At 41.8% G+C, this 19,315-nt stretch carries 14 protein-coding genes; 6 read left to right on the top strand and 8 right to left on the bottom strand.

Annotation, left to right across the window (positions count from 1 at the left end):
* Positions 1 to 194 precede the first annotated feature (194 nt).
* Together NQT65_RS00505 and NQT65_RS00500 are read left to right on the top strand one after the other, a co-directional pair.
* On the top strand, positions 195 to 1,082 hold the full coding sequence (locus NQT65_RS00505) for a LysR substrate-binding domain-containing protein (RefSeq protein WP_004588141.1): 888 nt from the start codon (positions 195 to 197) through the stop codon (positions 1,080 to 1,082).
* 51 nt (positions 1,083 to 1,133) lie between these two features.
* Positions 1,134 to 1,898, top strand: a complete 765-nt coding sequence (locus NQT65_RS00500; protein WP_256850238.1) for a YdcF family protein — start codon at positions 1,134 to 1,136, stop codon at positions 1,896 to 1,898.
* A 13-nt stretch (positions 1,899 to 1,911) separates the two neighbouring features.
* Here the strand turns inward: NQT65_RS00500 and NQT65_RS00495 are convergent, their stop codons facing one another.
* Positions 1,912 to 2,664: a Nif3-like dinuclear metal center hexameric protein gene (locus NQT65_RS00495; protein WP_256850237.1), complete on the bottom strand. Its 753-nt coding sequence runs from the start codon at positions 2,662 to 2,664 to the stop codon at positions 1,912 to 1,914.
* Between the two features lie 150 nt (positions 2,665 to 2,814).
* On the opposite strand from NQT65_RS00495, the gene NQT65_RS00490 reads away from it, so the two are divergent.
* Positions 2,815 to 3,183 carry a hypothetical protein gene (locus NQT65_RS00490; RefSeq protein ID WP_004588144.1) on the top strand — a complete coding sequence of 123 codons (369 nt, stop codon included), beginning with the start codon at positions 2,815 to 2,817 and terminating at the stop codon, positions 3,181 to 3,183.
* Between the two features lie 140 nt (positions 3,184 to 3,323).
* Here the strand turns inward: NQT65_RS00490 and NQT65_RS00485 are convergent, their stop codons facing one another.
* From NQT65_RS00485 to NQT65_RS00460, 6 genes are all read right to left on the bottom strand, one after another.
* Positions 3,324 to 6,500, bottom strand: a complete 3,177-nt coding sequence (locus NQT65_RS00485) for an amidohydrolase family protein (protein ID WP_256850236.1) — start codon at positions 6,498 to 6,500, stop codon at positions 3,324 to 3,326.
* Positions 6,501 to 6,597: 97 nt separating this feature from the next.
* The gene (locus tag NQT65_RS00480; protein ID WP_004588146.1) at positions 6,598 to 7,422 is read right to left on the bottom strand and encodes a M90 family metallopeptidase; all 825 of its coding nucleotides are present in this window, start codon (positions 7,420 to 7,422) and stop codon (positions 6,598 to 6,600) included.
* Between the two features lie 58 nt (positions 7,423 to 7,480).
* Complete coding sequence (locus tag NQT65_RS00475; RefSeq protein ID WP_338128523.1) at positions 7,481 to 10,369, bottom strand: ligand-binding sensor domain-containing diguanylate cyclase; 2,889 nt, start codon at positions 10,367 to 10,369, stop codon at positions 7,481 to 7,483.
* A 355-nt stretch (positions 10,370 to 10,724) separates the two neighbouring features.
* Positions 10,725 to 11,363 carry a CatA-like O-acetyltransferase gene (locus NQT65_RS00470; RefSeq protein ID WP_256850583.1) on the bottom strand — a complete coding sequence of 213 codons (639 nt, stop codon included), beginning with the start codon at positions 11,361 to 11,363 and terminating at the stop codon, positions 10,725 to 10,727.
* Positions 11,364 to 11,518: 155 nt separating this feature from the next.
* Positions 11,519 to 12,559, bottom strand: coding sequence for a Glu/Leu/Phe/Val family dehydrogenase (locus NQT65_RS00465; protein WP_256850235.1), 1,041 nt, complete (start codon positions 12,557 to 12,559; stop codon positions 11,519 to 11,521).
* 450 nt (positions 12,560 to 13,009) lie between these two features.
* Complete coding sequence (locus NQT65_RS00460) at positions 13,010 to 14,536, bottom strand: fumarate hydratase (RefSeq protein WP_004589406.1); 1,527 nt, start codon at positions 14,534 to 14,536, stop codon at positions 13,010 to 13,012.
* A 169-nt stretch (positions 14,537 to 14,705) separates the two neighbouring features.
* On the opposite strand from NQT65_RS00460, the gene pabB reads away from it, so the two are divergent.
* The 3 genes from pabB to NQT65_RS00445 all read left to right on the top strand — a co-directional run bounded on the left by pabB (position 14,706) and on the right by NQT65_RS00445 (position 18,113).
* Positions 14,706 to 16,052, top strand: coding sequence for an aminodeoxychorismate synthase component I (gene pabB, locus NQT65_RS00455; RefSeq protein WP_256850234.1), 1,347 nt, complete (start codon positions 14,706 to 14,708; stop codon positions 16,050 to 16,052).
* A 6-nt stretch (positions 16,053 to 16,058) separates the two neighbouring features.
* Positions 16,059 to 16,634 carry an NUDIX hydrolase gene (locus tag NQT65_RS00450; RefSeq protein WP_024032358.1) on the top strand — a complete coding sequence of 192 codons (576 nt, stop codon included), beginning with the start codon at positions 16,059 to 16,061 and terminating at the stop codon, positions 16,632 to 16,634.
* Between the two features lie 102 nt (positions 16,635 to 16,736).
* Entirely contained in the window at positions 16,737 to 18,113 is a 1,377-nt protein-coding gene (locus tag NQT65_RS00445) for an L-serine ammonia-lyase (protein WP_004589403.1), read from the top strand.
* Between the two features lie 71 nt (positions 18,114 to 18,184).
* On the opposite strand, the gene cysB is transcribed toward NQT65_RS00445, so the two are convergent.
* On the bottom strand, positions 18,185 to 19,162 hold the full coding sequence (cysB, locus tag NQT65_RS00440; RefSeq protein WP_024032357.1) for an HTH-type transcriptional regulator CysB: 978 nt from the start codon (positions 19,160 to 19,162) through the stop codon (positions 18,185 to 18,187).
* Positions 19,163 to 19,315: the final 153 nt, after the last annotated feature.

Here is a 19,315-nt window from a genome sequence, read left to right as displayed (position 1 = left end):
CTTGAGCTAAACTCATGCCAAACTCATCAAACCAGTAGCAACCAAAGTACCCACATTAGTTAATTTAACTTTAAGGGGTTATTTTAGTAATTAATAGATTATTTTAGCCATCTAGACGTTGAAACGTTTTTTGTAAAGGCGTAGTATGTAGTCAATCTGAGCCAAACTCACTTTTCCCTTGAGAATTATTAAAGATGATTGATATAAAACACCTTAAAACTATTGCGACATTAAAAGACACCGGATCGTTAGTTAATACAGCCCGCGAATTATTTTTAACGCAATCAGCTTTATCTCATCAAATTAAAGACTTAGAAAACAAATTAGACTGCCAATTATTTGAAAGAAAAACGCAACCTGTGCGCTTTACGCCACAAGGAATGCTATTACTCGAACTTGCCAACGAAGTTTTACCTAAAGTAGAGGCCACTAAGTGCCGTTTAAAAGAAAGCCTTAATCAACCTATTTCCCAACTGCGCTTAAGTGTTGAATGCCATGCGTGTTTTCATTGGCTGCTGCCTACTATTAAAGAATTTAATAATTTTTGGCCAGACATTAAAATTGACTACGAGCGCGGCTTTAGCTACGACGCTATACCAGATTTACTCAACGATGAGCTCGACTTAGTATTGACCTCAGATATACGCGATCCTGATAAACTTGAATACGCTCATTTATTTGATTTTAAATTAAAGCTTATCGTCGCCCCTGATCACGACCTAGCTAAAAAGGCATATGTAACGGCGCTTGATTTAAAAAACGAAACCATTATTTCGTATCCTATTCCGCGCGAGCGACAAGATATATTTAAACACTTTATTCAAAATGCCCGCTTTGACGGCACCTTAAAAAATGTAGATCAAGGCTTATTAATTTTTCAGCTAGTGAGTGCAGGAATGGGTGTAGCAGCGCTGCCTGATTGGTTGGTAACACCTTACGAAAGCCAAGGTTTAATAAAATCAATCCCGCTTGGTGCACTAGGGCTAACCCGCCCTATGTACCTAGCAATGAAAAAAGACATGAAAGACAACCCCGTTTATCGCCATTTTTTAAATACCTGTAAGCAAAATAACGGTCGATAAATCACAAACGAATAAGTAACATAAGGCCTATTGTGTTTTATGTTGCTTGTTATGTTTGAATTAAAAAAATTATTAGGTGGCTTAATTATGCCGCTACCGCTATTTGGTTTACTTGCGTTTGTAATGCTAGTTTTGGCGTTTCGTGCACGTAGGTCTGCTTTAGTGATCGCAAGCTTAAGTATATTGGCGCTTTTAGTGTTAAGTACGCCGTTTGCTGCGCATCAACTGATTAAAAACAATGAGCCCGTGTCATTGGCCTTTAATGCACTAAAACACCCACCCCTTGATAAAATTGTTGTGCTGGGTTGCGACATAAACCCTAACCCCGCTTTAAGCGCTAATAATCAGCTAGGAAATTGTGCGCTTACTCGCTTGGTAGAAGGGGTTAAGCTTGCAAAAAAATACCCTAATGCAACGCTTATCGTATCTGGCGGTGGCTATAATAAAGTAACAAATAGCGCGTTAATGAGCCAAACAGCAATAAATTTAGGGGTAAGTAAAAACCGCATAAAACAAAACCCACAGGCGATGGATACAGCCGCAGAAGCTAAACTCCTCGCGCCTAAGCTCGTTGATTTTAAGGTTGCACTGGTTACGTCTGTGCTACACATGCCGCGCTCAATAAACCTGTTTAATGCCCAAGGCATTGAGGTAATTCCTGCCGCTACGGATTATCACAATTTTGCGGCTTTACCTTTGTATAAACAATTTATACCAAATGCTGAGGCATTACGTGTAGTAACGCAATATGCCCATGAAGTGATTGGGAATGCTTGGATAAGTATGCGCCGCTGGATAAACCCAGAGGCGCTGTAGAGTATATATAAATTTATACTGGGTTATCTATATCTATAAAGCTCACATCAAAACCATGTTCTTTAGCAAGTAGTTCACCAAGGGCTTTAATTCCGTAACGCTCGGTTGCATGATGCCCTGCTGCAAAAAAGTCTATATTTTGCTCTCGCGAGCTGTGAATAGTTTGCTCTGAGGCTTCACCCGTTAGGTATGCATCAATCCCCTGCTCTGCTGCTAAATCGATATAACCTTGCCCGCCTCCTGTACACAGGGCAACGGTGTTAATTTTTTCATCGCGTACAACACTACTTAAAGGTTCGCGGTTTAAAACTTTGGCTATTTTATTTGCAAACTCGCTACCTGTGAGCGGAGTTTTTAACCGTCCTTTCATAGCAACGCTATTAGTAACGGGTTCAAGCCCTGTCTCTATTTCAATATCGAGTAAATTAGCAAGTTGGGCGTTGTTACCTATAACAGGGTGAATATCAAGCGGTAAATGATAGGCAAATAAATTAATATCGTGCGCTAACAAAGCCCCAATACGGCGTTTTTTTATGCCTGTAATAGGTTGCGATTCACCTTTCCAAAAATAACCATGGTGAACCAAAACAGCATCGGCTTTTTTTTCTATCGCTGCATCAATGAGTGCTTGGCTTGCAGTCACCCCCGTAACAATCGTTCTGATTTCATTTTTACCTTCGACTTGCAGCCCGTTAGGACAAAAATCTTTAATTGTGTGAGGCTTTAAAATGTCGTTTAACAGTTGGTTAAATTCTCTACGTTGCATACTTATTACCTTACTCAGCACTGAATTTAGTGCAAATTTTGGCGTTTATGGGGCTAAAATGGAAGGAAAATCGCAAAAAATTGAAAAACAGTTGGAAAATAGGTATAAATACGGCTTCTTTATCTGTGTTCACAACGTATAGGGTCTCTGATGAGCAAACTAGACAAAACAGAAGTTTTATCTGCCTTTGAAGCTGCATATGAAGCTGCCAATGGTAAAAAACCTGAAATTACTACAAAACCTGGCTGGTACAGCATCGATGGTGGCAAAAACTTACGCCTAGCTGATGTAGCAGAGCTAACGAAAGAACTAAGCTCTGGCAAATCGCCTGCACAAGCTGAGCAAAAAGCGCCTGCGAAAAAAACTAAAACTAAAGCTGCTGCGCCTGTTAAAGCACAAAAAACAGCGCCGTTTACTGTTGTAACACAAAGCGAAGACGGCTACACAGCTGAAGAGCTTTGGATTGTTGAGCTTGCAAGTAAAGATCACGACTGTCGCTTACCACGCGGTGTTGTTTAAACAACATGTGATTAATAAAAAAGCCGCGTTAAGCGGTTTTTTTGTGCCTGTTTATCACCTTCTATCAATTCGCTTTATTAAATAATTTATTTTGAGCTAAAAAAAGCGGCTAATAGCCGCTTTTTAAACGTGTATTACAATTATAGCTTTTCAAAATAAAGTGGTTTTCGCTGCTTTTTACCCACTTCGTTCATTGTGCTTGCATCATATAAGCGCCCATTTATCATGGTGTAATCGACTTTATCTGAATCGCGAATATTTTTCAGCGGATCGCCATCAATAACAATTAAATCGGCAAGCTTACCTACTTCTAGCGAGCCTATATTTTTATCAAGCCCCAAGTATTTAGCAGGGTCAAGCGTAGAGGCTCTAATTGCTTCAAGTGAACTCATACCGCCTTGAGCAAACATCCACATTTCCCAATGTGCACCTAAGCCCTCGCGTTGTCCGTGAGCACCTAAATTTACCAGTACACCTAAATCTTGCAGCTCTTTAGCAACACGGGCGTTATTAAAGTGGTTATAGTGATGATCGGGCGCTTTTACTCGGCGCATAGCACGTGGCAATAGCTGATTTTTAGGCACAAACTTACTTAAACGCGGGTGATTCCACACGTCTGTTTTATCGTACCAGTAGTTTTCTCCCCAAATTCCGCCATAGGCGACAACAAGCGTTGGGGTATAACCAACATCACTTTGCGACCATAATTGTTTTATATCATCGTAAATATGCTCAACCGGAATTGAGTGTTCAATGCCCGTATGCCCATCCACAACCATACTTAAGTTATGTTGTAGCAATGAGCCGCCCTCTGGCACAACCATCATCTCTAGCTCACGCCCTGCTTCAATAACTTGTTGACGCTGCTCACGGCGTGGCTGGTTATACGATTTAACACTAAACGCCCCAACCTTTTTGAGACGCTCTAAATGAAATTTAGCATCATCTAGCGAATCAATATGCGAGGTGTAACCAGGCATATTTGCTCCATATAAAATGGTGCCGGTAGAAAAAATACGTGGCCCGACAATCATGCCGGCTTTTTGCATTTCACTGGCGGTAAATATTTCAGAGGTATCGTTTGATGGATCATGAATTGTTGTGACACCTAACGCTAAACCAGCATAGTTTTTCCAGTTTTGCTGAGGAATAATTTCATCGCTGGCTTGTGAGCCATGGGCATGCGCATCAACAATCCCAGGCATAATTGTTTTACCTGCTACATCGATAATTTCAGCCCCTTTGGGGATCGTTACCTCATCAGCAGTACCAATCGCTTTTATGCGTTTACCGTCTGTGATGATGACACCATTTTCAATGACTTGCTCATCCTTCATGGTAATAATGTTGGCGCCCTTTAGCGCAATCATGCCCTTTGGTGCAGCCATTTTTTTACTAAAGCTAATATTCTCACCGCTTTTTACTTTAAAGTCGGCATCATCGGCTTTATCAATAGCAAACATACCATCAAGGCTTGCATGATATAGCTCGGGCCCTAAGCTCCAGTAGAGAGTGTTACTTTGAGCACTCCAACTTATATTTTCACCCGCACGCACAGACAACTGCTCAATAGGAAACTGGTTATCTTTAGGGCTTATTGTGATAGGTGAGCCGCTTTCTACCAGCGGGGTAACAAATACTTTAAAGCGCTCAGCAAACGCTAAGTATTTACCATCTGGTGAGACTCGAAATTCAGTCGCATGCTCTGATTCGTAAAGTTTACGAACGTTTTTAGTTTCAAGCTCCACAACACTTAAGGTAGGCTTAGGCCAAGGGCTCATGATAAATACACGGTCATTGGCGCTACCAAACTGAGGTTGATAACCACTTTTAGAAATAAGCTCGCTCTCTCCCCCTTTTGCACTTACTTTATAAATACCTGGGTTAAGTGACCACTTAGGATTTAAAATACTTCCGCCGGTGGCTTTACGATAAACGATTGTTTTGCCGTCAGGACTAAAAGTAGGCTCAACGTATTTACCCGGCTCGCGGGTTATCGCCTCGCCTCGCCCGCTGCGAGCAGAGACAACGCGTACAGTACCTTGCTTAGTATCGCTCCAGGTGGTGTAAACAATCTTTTTACCATCGCGGGAGTACTGCGGGAACAGCTCATAATGATCAGTTTGTTTGGTTAAGCGCTTAATTTTACCAGAGTCTAAATCGCGTTTATAAATATAACCTAATGCTTCAAAAATCGCAGTTTCACCATCGGGGCTAACCTGCACGTTGCGCAACATTTTTACATCAAACTCATCGGTATCTAAATTTTGAGTAAAGCGTACCGCGGTTTGTATTTTTTTACTGGTGTTTACTTTAAAGGGAACACGCGCAACAGCTTTATCATCAACAGCAATTTTATGTATTGAACCGGAAGCCCAAAACACCAGTTCTTCGTTATCTGGGGTCCACGCAATTGTCGGATACACACCATGAATAGCCCAGGTTTCTTGCATATCGCGTTCAAGCTTGTCATAAAGCTTGGTGTGCTCGCCACTGGTTAGGTCGTATAAGTACAAGCTTGTTTGAAAGTCATCACGTCTTATATAGGCAAGCTTTTTACCATCAGGTGAAGGTGTGGGTCTTATCGCACCGCCCATGCCTTGTATTATGGTTTCTATTTCGCCTGTTTCTCTATCGTAGCGCTTAATTTTATAAATACCGGCAACAGAATCTTTAGAGTAGTGAAAGGTTTTACCTGGTGTCGCGTCATGAGAAAAATAAACATAGCGCCCATCTGGTGAGAACATTGGCTCACCTAAGTCTTTTTGGTCGTTCTCACGTTTAGTAAGCTGAACACCTTTACCACCCGCTTTGTGATAAAGCCACACTTCTCCAGCCCCTAGTGAGCGACTAGCGGTAAAGTGTTTGCGTGCGACAAGGTAATCGCCATCAGGGCTCCATGCGGGGCTGTTTAAAAGTCTAAAGGTTTCGTTAGTCACAGCGTGTTGATTGCTACCATCAACGTCCATAACCCAAATATTATCACCACCGCCTTGATCTGAGGTAAACGCAATGTGTTTACCATCAGGGCTAAAGCGAGGCTGCATTTGCCAAGCAATATCTGAGGTGAGTTTAGTTGCTTCACCTCCGCTTATAGGCATAGTGTAAATGTCGCCAAGTAAGTCAAACACTAGCGTGTTGCCATCAGGACTAACATCAATGTTCATCCATGTGCCTTGCTCTGTGCTAATGGTTGCATCTACAAACTCACCTTTTGGTGAGTCTACCTGCCACTTTTCTTGCTCTTCGTTTGCGTGCGGTTGACCTATTGCAAGGGCGACTGATAAAGCCAGTGCAGTGTGAAGCATTTTTTTCATGCATTTCTCGCTTGTTATTATTGCAGTTAAACTCTCTAACACGATTGCAACAAAAACAGCGCTAACTTGCCAGCGTTATCAGACCAAGTACCAAAAATTAATGCCAAACTATGGGGTCAAATTGGTAGTAATCCACCAGCATTCTATAAATTTCAGGGTCGTGTTGCCTAAGCTGCGCCGGCTTTTCTAAAAAGGTCTCTGTGAGTACTGCAAAAAACTCAGCCTCGTTGGTTGCCCCATAACTATGAATAACGTGAGGCATGTTATAAGCAACATGACTTTTTAACTGCACAAAGGCACGGCTAAACACTCGAGCCCATTCTTTATAAGCATTGGGGGTTTTTAATAATGGAGTGCCAGTGGTTTTTCCGGTTTCTTGGTCTAACTGGTGGGCAAATTCATGAAACACTAAATTATGGCCATCGCTTGGTAAACGGTTGCCTTCAAGTACATCGTGCCAACTTAGCACTAACGTGCCACCAGGCCACGACTCACCTAAGCGTACCGCGTTGTGGTAACTAACCAGCCCAGCACTATCTCGTGTAGATTGCGGCGCATAATACGCACTGGGGTAGAGTAAAATTTCTTTCACGTTTTTATAAAGTGGCCAAGGTTTATTAAGCACTAACACACAGGCATCGGCAGCAACTATCAGCTTCATGGCGGGGGTTAGCTTTAGTCCGTCTCGGCCTAAAAAGCGCTTTTCATTTAAAAACCATATTATGTGGCGCTCAAGCTTGGCTCTGTCGTTATCCGTCATCTTTTTATAGATAGGCATGCAACGAAGGAGTATTTCTTTTTGTTGAGAGTTTAAAACAGCGTTTTTATATTTTTTATTCCAAAGCCAGTTTTGTAGTGCCTGCCAGCGCCAATAAATTACAACAAAAATAGCCAAAGCAAAAATGAGTAGCCCGTTTATCATGGGGACATCCAAAATAAGTTAGTCTCTTATTAATATGTGCGCATGCACTCATTTTCAATCAGATAATTTCTGTGCAATTTCGTCCGCTATTTTTAGCTTTGTATAATGCTTGATCTGCCCGCGATAAAAGACGGTCGTAATCACCGACGTTGGTTGAGTCAGACAAGCCAAAACTGGCTGTTACACTTAACCCCTCACCAATGGCCGAAAAGTCATGCTGTGCAATGCTCTCACGCAGTGCTTCGCATATGATTTTTGCTTCGCCGGCGGTTTTATCTGCAAAAACAATTGTAAACTCTTCACCGCCCCAGCGTGCTATATGCTGGTTTTCTTGGCAGCCATTTTTAAGCAGCTCTGCAATAGTACAAATCACTTTGTCACCAATAATATGCGACCAGTTATCGTTAATCCGCTTAAAGTGATCAATATCCAGTATAGCTATGGCTAAAGGCCGGTTTTGCTGTTTGTAAGTGGCAAAATTATGGGCAAGCCAGCTATCAAAAGCACGCCTGTTAGGCATGTCGGTAAGTTGGTCGTGTGTTGCTTGGTATGCAAACGCATTGGCTTGCGTTTGTAGGTCTTGGGTTTGTTTTTCTACGCGATTAGTCAACTCTATTTCTATTTTTTTGTAGTGGTATAAACGGTATTTGTATATAGCAAAAATAACCATTAAAAATAATACAAATACTGCAAACTTAAATTGCGGTTTTTGCCAAAAAAATGACTGAATTACAATATTTACAGCTTGCTGATTATCTTGCCACTGTGCGTTAGGGTAACTTGCTCGTACCATAAAGGTATATTCCCCAGGCGGTAAGTTAGTGTACTCAGCACCGGTCATATGTTGGCGATTAACCCATTTATCGTTAAAGCCCTTTAATTGGGTTTGAAAATTTAATCGCTGCGGCATAATAAAGCTCAGCCCTGCATAATGAAACGATAAACGCGATACCCCCGGTGGCAAAAATACCGACTCTCCTTCAAGCGGAAGCGCAATAGGCTTACCATCTACAAAAATATTTTCAATAATGGTCGGCAGCGCAATTTGCGTTGATGCTTGTAAGCGCGCAGGTTTTACAGTACTCACCCCCTTTGCGGTTGCAAACCAAATACTCCCATCGTTATGTGTTACAGCCGAAGGGGTTGAACCTCCATTAGCCTGCGCACTTAACATCCCATCGCCTTCATCATACAGTTGATAGTTAAGAACGGGGGCTTTAGCGCTCGCGGGAGCGTCGAGGATTTGCTGTATATGATTTTTATCGATTTGAATAATCCCGCGGTTGCTCGAGAGCCAAAATGAGCCATTGTGCGGCACCACTTGAAATAGTTTATCGATAGGTAAACCTTGTTCTAAGCCAAGCATGGCCATTTTTCCACTTGTTAGCTCATAGCGCACTAAGCCTCTATCTGTGGCCATCCAGGTATAGGTATCATCAATATAAAACCCAAACGCATATTGCGCAGAAAACTCACGAGGGAATTCAACCGTTGTAAATTGCTCACTAACAATATCAAATACCACCACCCCATTGCCGGTACCTACCCAAATATTGCCTGCGTTATCTTCACTAAGTGCAAGTACAAACCCACTTGGTAAGTCTTTTTTATTTGTAAATTGATTTAAGCTGCCATCTTCATTGATGCGCGTCAGCCCCATAGCAGAGCCTATCCACAAACGGTTTTTAGAATCAAATAATAAAGCCCTTACTTCGTTACTTCCAAGGCCAGTGCTACGATTAATAAACGGCGTAAAGGTATTATTAACTACTTTTAAAACACCTGAGGTATATGTGCCTGCCCACACGCTACCATCGGGTGCTTCGTGTAAACTGAGCACAGAATAAGGACTGCTTTGTTTAGAGCCTGAAACCAAGGTAGCGCGATTATTTTTTATTATATTTAAGCCAGAGCTTCCCCCCACCCATAAACTGCCATCGGAGTGAGAAAGCACTGTGCGGGTATAATCCCCCGCTAAACCTCTTTTTTGGGTCCACGATGAAAACGGCGACTCACGCAGGCGAAACAGCCCGGCGTTAGTGCCAATCCAAATACTGTTTTCTCTATCTTGTAACAAAGATAAAATACGGTTGGCGGGTAATCCGTTATTAGCATCTAACTGCTCTACGCCATCAGGCGATAGCCTAAATACCCCTTTATTAATTGTGCCAAACCATAAGTCTCCATGGTTATCCTCTAATAAGCTAGAAATAGATTCATTGCTAAGCTTTTCATGTATCGGCTGAAACTGCGCATTGGTTTTGATCCACGCGCCTTTTTCGCTTCCCACAATAAGCGAGCCACCACGGGTAATTAATAAGTTATATACAGGTGCATTTGGTAAACCAAAGTGTGGTGTGATTAAGGTCGGTATTTTGTTGTGTATTTTATAAAGGCCTGCACTGGTTGCTGCCCAAATAACCCCATCGTGATCTTCTATAACCCGATAAGCACTTACATTTTTAATAATTGCAAGGTCGGTATCGCTGTTATGTTCACGATAAAACACGCCGTCGTTTTCAAGAGCTAACCATAGGCTTTGATCAGCACTTTCAATTAAATGATTAACCATGGTTGATGCTGAGCGCTTGGTATCCCACTGCCTATGTTGATATAAGCTAATTCCTCCGCGCGACCCCGCTATGTATAACCCACCACTATTTGTGGGAGTGAGTGCCCTTAAACCCGAGTCGGGTAAGTTATTAATATGAGCACGGGTTAATATTGTAAACTCTTGGCCATTAAAACGTGCTAAACCTTCCCATGTAGCAACCCATAAGTAGCCATCTTGGGTTTGCGTAACGCTATTAATACTGTTGTGTGGCAATCCAGAGCGGGTATTCCATGTTTCAGAAAAATAATCACTTAACGGTAAACGGGTTTGCTCTTGGGCTTCACATAAAAACATGACGAAAAAAGAACATATAATGCTTAATTGTCTCATCATCAACTGCCTTAGTTATTCTTTTACTTGTGTGTAAGCGTTTTATCGTTATTTAAAAGGAGTGGGAAAGAATTTACTTGGCACTGAGCACACCAAAATTGTGCGCTCCAACAAAGCGTTAAAATCCCTATACGCATTGGGTGAATACACTAGGGTTTGTTTAAGCGCTAAAAGCGCGTTATTTAAAACTAAACAATAGCGTAAACAACTAATAATACGTGCTAAAAAGCACCTTAAATAAGTCGCTAAAACTTAATGTCGTAAACGTATCAGCTAATCGTTACAAATTAACTTATATCGCCTATCTAACTAAAAATACTACCATAGCAAATAAATACATTGCATTAACTAAATTCAATTAATCTTTACAAAAGTTGTCAATATTGTTTTGTAATACGTTTATAAACGCTGCGACGTGTAAACCGTCCATTAGCGAATGATGCACATCAATCGAAAATGGCATCAAGCCCGAGGTTTTATCGTAATGACCAAACACAAATTTAGGAATACCTAAACTTTTTCCTTCACTAAAGGCATGCGAAAAACTACTAAAGTTCAGCCAAGGTAAAACCGATATATGTATCAAATCGGCCTGCCCTTCGGTTTGATTAAACGCCTGAGAAAATAACGGTTGAGATTTAGCATTGGCGCTTATAACTGTGGCGTGCTGAGCAAATTCTTCGAGGCAAGGCGAATAATTAAAGTAACTAAATATAAACGAATCATCGCTAGCAAGCTCGACCACACTGGCTCTTACTTGCTTTAAGCGCCATGGACGTTCATTAATAATTCTTAGCATAATCGGGTTATAAGCGTGGCAAGCTTTTAATGTGGCATGCACATATGCTTGAAAAAAAGACAGTTTATTTTGTTTACAATATTCAAATAAAGGCTTGGCGTTAAGTGTTACGCACACATTAAAATATGGCTGGGTAAAGTTTTTAAATAATTCGAAGTGTTGTTGGCGAGGCCATGTATCAAGGTCGATGGGCTCCATTAAGGCGTTTGTATCAGTCATAATATCCATAAGCTTGTCGTTAACGATTAGGCCGCATTGCCTTAAGGGTCTTGGCCACAAAAAATTACCACGCCACAGAGTATAAACAAAAAAGGCGTACCACTGTACGCCTTAGTTTAAATAAACGGGTAAATTTACAGGCCGTTTTGAATTATCTCTTGCGCTAACTCATCGGCAATCAAGTGCGTTGATTTTTGCTCTTTTTCACTACGGGTGAATATTTCGGTTAAGGTATCAAAAATACCTTCAACATGTTTATTAGACGCCGCCTCACTGTAGCCTAGTGGTGCAGTTTCGTAATACACATTAATAATGCCACCAGCGTTAATAACGTAATCGGGTGCATACAAAATACCTTTTTCACGAAGTACTTCACCGTGACGAGACTGCGCTAGCTGATTATTAGCACACCCAGCAATAATGGTTGCCTTAATACGTGCAATGGTTTCATCATTAATGGTGGCACCTAATGCACAAGGTGCGTATACATCAACATCAAGGTCGTAAATTTCATCAATACCCACCGCCGTAGCACCAAAGTCATTTACTACCCGCTCTACAGCATCTTGATTGATATCTGTTACAAATAATTTTGCACCAGCTTGGGCTAAATGCTTACATAAACCATAGGCGACCGCACCTAAACCTTGTACAGCCACTTTAATGCCCGCAAAATCTTGATGTCCGCGTTGGTGCTGTAATGCCGCTTTAATTCCTAAAAACGTACCGTAAGCTGTAAAAGGTGACGGGTTACCGCTTTTCCCTTCCAAGCCCAACACATAATTCGTTTCTTTATTCATTAATGCAACGTCATCACATGTAATGTTTACATCTTCGGCAGAGTAGTAACGGCCATTCAATCGCTCTAATTGACGACCAAAAGCTCGAAATAACTGCTCTGATTTAATCTCTTTTGCATTGCCAATAATAACTGATTTACCACCACCAAACGGTAGGCGAGCAACCGCATTTTTATAGGTCATCCCTTTTGAGAGACGTAAAACATCGTAAACGGCATCTTCATCGTTGGCATAGTCCCACATTCTACAACCACCAACAGCAGGGCCAAGGTTAGTATTATGTACGGCAATAATTGCTTTTAAACCTGACGCTTCGTCAGAACAAAAAACCACTTGTTCGTGGTTATCAAATTCAGCTTGATTAAACACAGCCACTGTAATTACTCCAAAATAGTTTACCCGTGAGAGGGATGAGCGCTGGAAATTGACGAAACTTTACCACTTCATTTTTAAGGGTGCCACATAATGAGAAGTTAAACCCGCAAAAAGCGAGCCTTGTGAATTAATAAATCTAAATAAGAATAAAATATGGATATAAAATTCAACAAAAGGCATATAAATTAAATTTAAAGCTAACAACGCCATTAAGAAGCGCCCTCATATTTACGTGAACGTAAAGGTAACGCCAAGTGTAAACCTTGTATTACACAGCTCCCCTCCAAGCAAAGGCGCACAGTGTATAGGTTTATGAAGAAAAAAGCAGATTTACCACAACTGGTCTGAGGTGTTTATTTGAAGGGGCAATTTGCGCTTTTTTAATATTTCATAAAACAAACACAAAAAAAGCGAGCCTAAGCTCGCTTTTTTATTAGATTACGTAAACCTTTATTTAAGCTTACCGTCTAGCTCTTCAATTTTAGCTTTCCAAATTGCAGGGCCTTGCGTGTGTGCGTTAGCACCTTCGCTGTCTACGGCAACCGTAACTGGCATATCTTCTACTTCAAATTCGTAGATTGCTTCCATACCTAAATCTTCAAAGGCAACCACGCGTGCTTTTTTAATTGCTTTAGATACTAAGTATGCCGCACCACCTACCGCCATTAAATAAACCGATTTATGCTCTTTAATCGACTCAACTGTAGCAGGACCACGCTCAGCTTTACCTATCATGCCTACAATGCCGGTTTTTTCTAGCATCATATCGGTAAATTTATCCATACGTGTTGCAGTTGTAGGGCCTGCAGGGCCTACAGCTTCATCACCTACAGCATCAACTGGGCCAACGTAATAAATAAACTTATTATCAAAATCAACGCCCTCAGGTAAACCTTCACCTGAATTGATCATATCTTGTAAGCGTTTATGGGCAGCATCTCGGCCTGTTAAAATAGTGCCTGAGAGTAAAACAGTTTCTCCCATTTTCCACTCGCGGGTGTCTTCTTTAGTTAACGTATCTAAATTAACACGGCGAGTTCCTTCACCTACTTCAAACGTCACTTCTGGCCAGTCTTCTAGCTTAGGTGCTTTTAAATCTGCAGGGCCTGAGCCGTCTAGTGTAAAGTGTACGTGGCGCGTAGCTGCACAGTTAGGGATCATCACAACAGGTTTTGATGCCGCATGCGTAGGCGCTGTTTTTACTTTAATATCAACAACCGTTGTTAAACCACCTAAACCTTGCGCGCCAATACCTAGCTTGTTAGCACGTTCAAAAATTTCTAAACGCAGTTTTTCTTCCGTTGTTTCTGCACCGCGCTCCATAAGCTCATGAATATCAACCGGGTCCATTAACGACTCTTTTGCCATTACCGCTGCTTTTTCGGCGGTTCCACCAATGCCTATACCTAGCATGCCTGGCGGGCACCAACCAGCGCCCATTGTTGGTAGCGTTTTTTCTACCCATGCAGCAACATCGTCAGATGGGTTTAGCATAACCATTTTACTTTTGTTCTCTGAGCCGCCGCCTTTCGCTGCAACCATTACTTCTACTTCGCCGCCCGCCACTAAATCGATGTGTACAACTGAAGGGGTATTATCTTTAGTGTTTTTACGTGTGCCAGCAGGGTCAGCTACAATAGAAGCGCGTAGTGGGTTATCTGGATTTAAATATGCGCGACGTGTGCCTTCATCAACCATTTGTTGTACGGTTAAATCTGTTTTATCCCACTTAACATCCATCCCTACTTTTACAAAACAGGTAATAATACCCGTGTCTTGACACAATGGACGCTTGCCTTCAGCCGACATACGCGAGTTAATTAAAATTTGCGCGATTGCATCTTTTGCAGCCTTGCTTTGTTCTTTGTTGTAGGCTTTTTCTAGCGCTTGAACAAAATCAAGGGGGTGATAAAAAGAGATATATTGCAACGCATCTTCAATGCTATCAATAAAGTCTTGCTGACGGATTGTACTCATAGTGGTTCCTTAAGTTAGCGTTACGCTTAAGCGTAATCTATACCAAACCGGTGACGGTGGTTTGCACTGTTTTAATTACAACGTAGATTTGATACTAAACGCTGCCAAAAAAATTTGACTTATGATACCCTCCCAGCCCGTTTCGAGCCAGTTCTTAAAGGGGCAGTAAATGCTAAACAATGAAAAAAATTGTGTAAAATTAGCCATAACACAAAACTGCATTGATGTTTTCGCGCATTTTGCGCATTTACCCTATGCCGTATTACTAGACTCAGCCAATAGCGAGCACATAAATAGTCGCTTTGATATTATTGCGATAGAGCCTCACGCTATTTTAGAAGTAAACAACAATCAAAGCGTATTTAATCAACAGCTTGACTCGCGTAGCCCCTTTACAATAATGAACGAAGAACTAAGTAAACTTAGCGCGCAAAAAGCCGCTAATAACCTGCCTTTTAACGGCGGCTGGCTTGGTTATTTTAGTTACGATTTAGGGCGTATTATTGAGCACATGCCACGCACGGCAAAACACGATATAACGTTGCCACAAATGGCCATTGGCCTTTATTTAGATGCGCTTATATTTGATAAACACCAGCAAAGCTGGTTTTATGTTTCTCAACCTGAGGTGAACCGTTTAGCGCTTTACCAGCAATATTTAGCAAACGATGTAGCGCCTGCACAGTTTTCGCTCACCAGCGATTGGCGCTCAAATATGAGTGAGCATGAATACGCTGACAAATTTGCGCAAATACAAGATTATTTAAAAAGTGGTGATTGCTATCAAATCAACCTAGCCCAGCGCTTTAGTGCCGGTTTTAAAGGCGACCCTTTCCAAGCCTACAAAGTATTACGTGAGGCTAATAAAGCGCCATTTTCTAGCTTTATTAACCACCCACGTGGCGCCATTTTATCAATATCGCCAGAGCGCTTTATTGCAGTTCACGACAATATAGTTGAAACAAAACCCATCAAGGGCACTTTGCCACGCATGGCCGATGCAATCGCCGACCAACAGCAAGCCAGAGCCCTTGAAAACTCAACCAAAGACCGCGCAGAAAACGTAATGATTGTTGATTTACTGCGTAACGATTTAGGTAAGGTTGCAAAACCTGGCTCTGTAAAGGTGCCCTCACTTTTTGCTATTGAGAGCTTTCCGGCAGTGCATCACTTAGTGAGTACCGTAACGGCAGAGCTAGATGAAAGTAAAACGTGTGTTGATCAACTTGAAGCAGCATTTCCCGGTGGGTCAATCACTGGCGCGCCTAAAATTAGAGCGATGGAGATAATTGAAGAGCTAGAGCCTCATAGGCGTAGTATTTACTGTGGCTCTATAGGGTATTTAAGCGCCTGCGGTAATATGGACACCAGTATTACAATCCGTACATTGGTTTGTCATAACGAACACATTTATTGCTGGGCCGGTGGTGGTATTGTCGCTGATTCTAAAGTCGAATTGGAATACCAAGAAACATACGATAAAGTGAATAAAATACTTCCTTTATTAAAACAGTAGAACGCTTTGAATAGTGAACATATTATGGCGCGGTTTCAGCTAAGCCCTACTGCCGCGCCAAATCAAATAAAAGATACCCGTAAAAAGCGTGCCAGTGCGGTTATGCTGCCTATTATTGATGTTGATAACCACGCGCATATTTTATTGTGCAAACGCCCTACTTATTTACATCATCACCCTGGGGAAATTTGTTTACCCGGCGGTAAGTTTGAGCAAAGCGATAAGCACCTGCGCACCACAGCGCTGCGAGAACTACACGAAGAGCTTAATATAGCGCCAAGTAATGTTAAAGTGCTCGGGCAACTGCCACAATACTCTACCCTAACTGGCTTTAGCATTAGCCCATTTGTGGGTTTACTTGGTGAACACACAGTATGGGAGAACGATTATAATGAAGTGCAAGCTAGCTTTTTACTGTCGCTTACCCAGCTTTCAAACGAGGCCAATTGGCAGCCCATTCCTTTTCAACGTTTTGGCAAAACCATCACCTTGCAAGGGTTTAGTACACCGCACGGATTACTGTGGGGAGCAACGGCTAGCATTATAAAAAACTTTACAAAACAGCTTGCCCTACCAGTGTAAAACTTACGGCCAAATAGTTACATAATATAGAATTAACGTTATGATACTCGACCGTTCAAAGAACAGCTTTCGGGCTGAGTAAATAAAGTAGAGACCCATAGTATGATCAGTGCATTTGATATGTTTAGCATTGGTATTGGCCCATCGTCGTCACATACCGTTGGCCCAATGCGTGCCTCGCGCTTATTTGTTAATGACCTACAAGAGCAACAACTTTTAACCTCTGTTACCGATATAAAGGTAGAGCTTTATGGCTCACTGGGTCAGACCGGCGTAGGCCATGGTTCTGGTAAAGCCGTTATATTAGGGCTTGCCGGCTACGACCCAGAAACAATAGATGCCGATTTAGTTGACGATATCCTTGCCACCATTGAAAAAGAGCAAGTGATATACCTCAACCAAACCCATAAAGCGAACTTTCCTAAGCAAGGGGCTATTGTTTTTCATCGTCGCAAAACCTTACCTAAGCACTCTAATGCAATGGAAATTATTGCCTCAAACAATGGCGAAAAAGTATATAGCAAAGTGTACTACTCTATTGGCGGCGGCTTTATTGTTACCGATGAAGAATTTGAAAACGAAAAACAAGCAGCCCTTGATATACGCGAACAAAACCCGGCTCCTTACCCGTTCGAAAGTGCAAAAGATTTACTAGAGCTGTGTAAAGAATCAGGCTTTAGTGTATCTACTTTAATGATGCATAACGAAAAAACGCTGCGCAAAGAAGACGATATTAAAGACGAGTTGTTTAATATTTGGCAAGTAATGAAAGCCTGTATTGAACGTGGCATGCGCACCGAGGGAATTTTACCAGGTGGTTTAAAAGTTAAACGCCGTGCACCTAGTTTGTATTTAAAGCTAAATGTAGAAGTGAGTAATGACCCACTCAGAGCAATGGATTGGGTGGATTTATTTGCCTTAGCTGTAAATGAAGAAAATGCCGCGGGTGGGCGCGTAGTCACGGCGCCAACAAATGGTGCTGCGGGTATATTGCCGGCCGTTTTAATGTACTACCACACATTTATTAAAGAAGTAGACCGCGACATAGCCACACGCTATTTATTAACCGCAGCGGCGATTGGTATTTTATACAAAAAAAATGCCTCTATTTCGGGCGCAGAAGTAGGCTGCCAAGGTGAAGTCGGTGTTGCCTGTTCAATGGCTGCCGGCGCACTTACTGAAATTGTTGGTGGTAATGTAGTACATGTTGAAAACGCCGCCGAAATAGGCATGGAGCATAATTTAGGCCTAACTTGCGACCCTGTAGGCGGATTGGTACAAGTACCGTGTATTGAGCGCAATGCCATGGGCGCCATTAAAGCAATTAATGCCTCTCGACTAGCAATACGTGGCAGTGGCGAGCAAAAGGTGTCGCTTGATAAAGTGATTAAAACCATGCTCGATACCGGTAACGACATGAAAACCAAATATAAAGAAACCGCACGCGGTGGATTAGCGGTAAACATTATTGAATGTTAAGCGTATAAAAACAAAAAACCGCGTATTTTAGCAATACGCGGTTTTTTAGTATTTATATACTTAAAGCCTTACTATTTTACCGGCAGTTCTATGTCGGCAAATAACGCATCAACATCTTCTTGATTACGTAATAAGCTTGCTCGCTCTACTCGCTCTTTAGTTAAATGCGGGGCAAAACGCTCAATAAAGTCATACATATAAGTACGTAAAAAACTGCCCTTTCTAAAGCCAATTTTAGTTGTGCTAGCTTCAAATAGATGGCTGGCATCAATACACACTAAATCTGTGTCACTTAATTGATCAACGGCCATTGAAGCGACTACACCTACACCTAGCCCTAACCTTACATAAGTTTTAATTACATCGGCATCGGTTGCAGTAAACACAATGTGCGGCTCAAGGCCGTGCGCATTAAATGCTTTATCAAGCTCAGAGCGCCCAGTAAACCCAAATACATACGTAATAAGCGGATACTGCGCTATATCGGCAACCGTTAAATTGTCGGCCTTTTGTGCTAGAGGATGATCTTTTGCCACCACAATGCTGCGGTTCCAATGATAGCAAGGCAGCATAACTAAATCTGAGTATAAATGAAGTGCTTCAGTTGCAATGGCAAAGTCTGCGTCACCGCGCGCTGCCGCATCAGAAATCTGTTGTGGTGTACCTTGATGCATATGCAGCGAAACAGCTGGGTATTTTTTCATAAAGCCCTGAATAACACTTGGCAAAGCATAACGTGCTTGCGTGTGTGTTGTGGCTATATTTAGTTTACCCTGATCAGGCAGCGTATGCTCATTAGCAACCGCTTTTATACCTTCGACTTTAGATAAAATTTCGCGAGAAATGTTAATTATTTCTTCGCCGGCACCTGTAACATGCGTTAAATGCTTACCACTGCGGCCAAAAATTTGTACACCTAGCTCATCTTCAAGCATGCGCACTTGTTTAGATATACCAGGCTGTGAGGTAAATAAACTCTCAGCAGTTGCTGATACGTTTAGCTTATGGTTTTGAACTTCTACGATGTATCTAAGTTGTTGTAATTTCATGGTTGCAGTTTTTAACGTTATTATTAAGCTTATATGATGGTAATACTAAGCAAAACCAAGTTTAATTTAGCTAAAACTTGGCAAAGTAAGCACGTATATTTTCATTATTTAAGCATTAAGGCTAGCATAATAAACCCGCTGCAGATAGCGATG

The organism is Pseudoalteromonas agarivorans (assembly GCF_024518735.1).
Classification (GTDB): Bacteria; Pseudomonadota; Gammaproteobacteria; order Enterobacterales; family Alteromonadaceae; genus Pseudoalteromonas; species Pseudoalteromonas atlantica.
The sequence above is the reverse complement of the archived record's forward strand: the minus strand, read 5'-3'. Positions and strand labels throughout refer to the sequence as shown.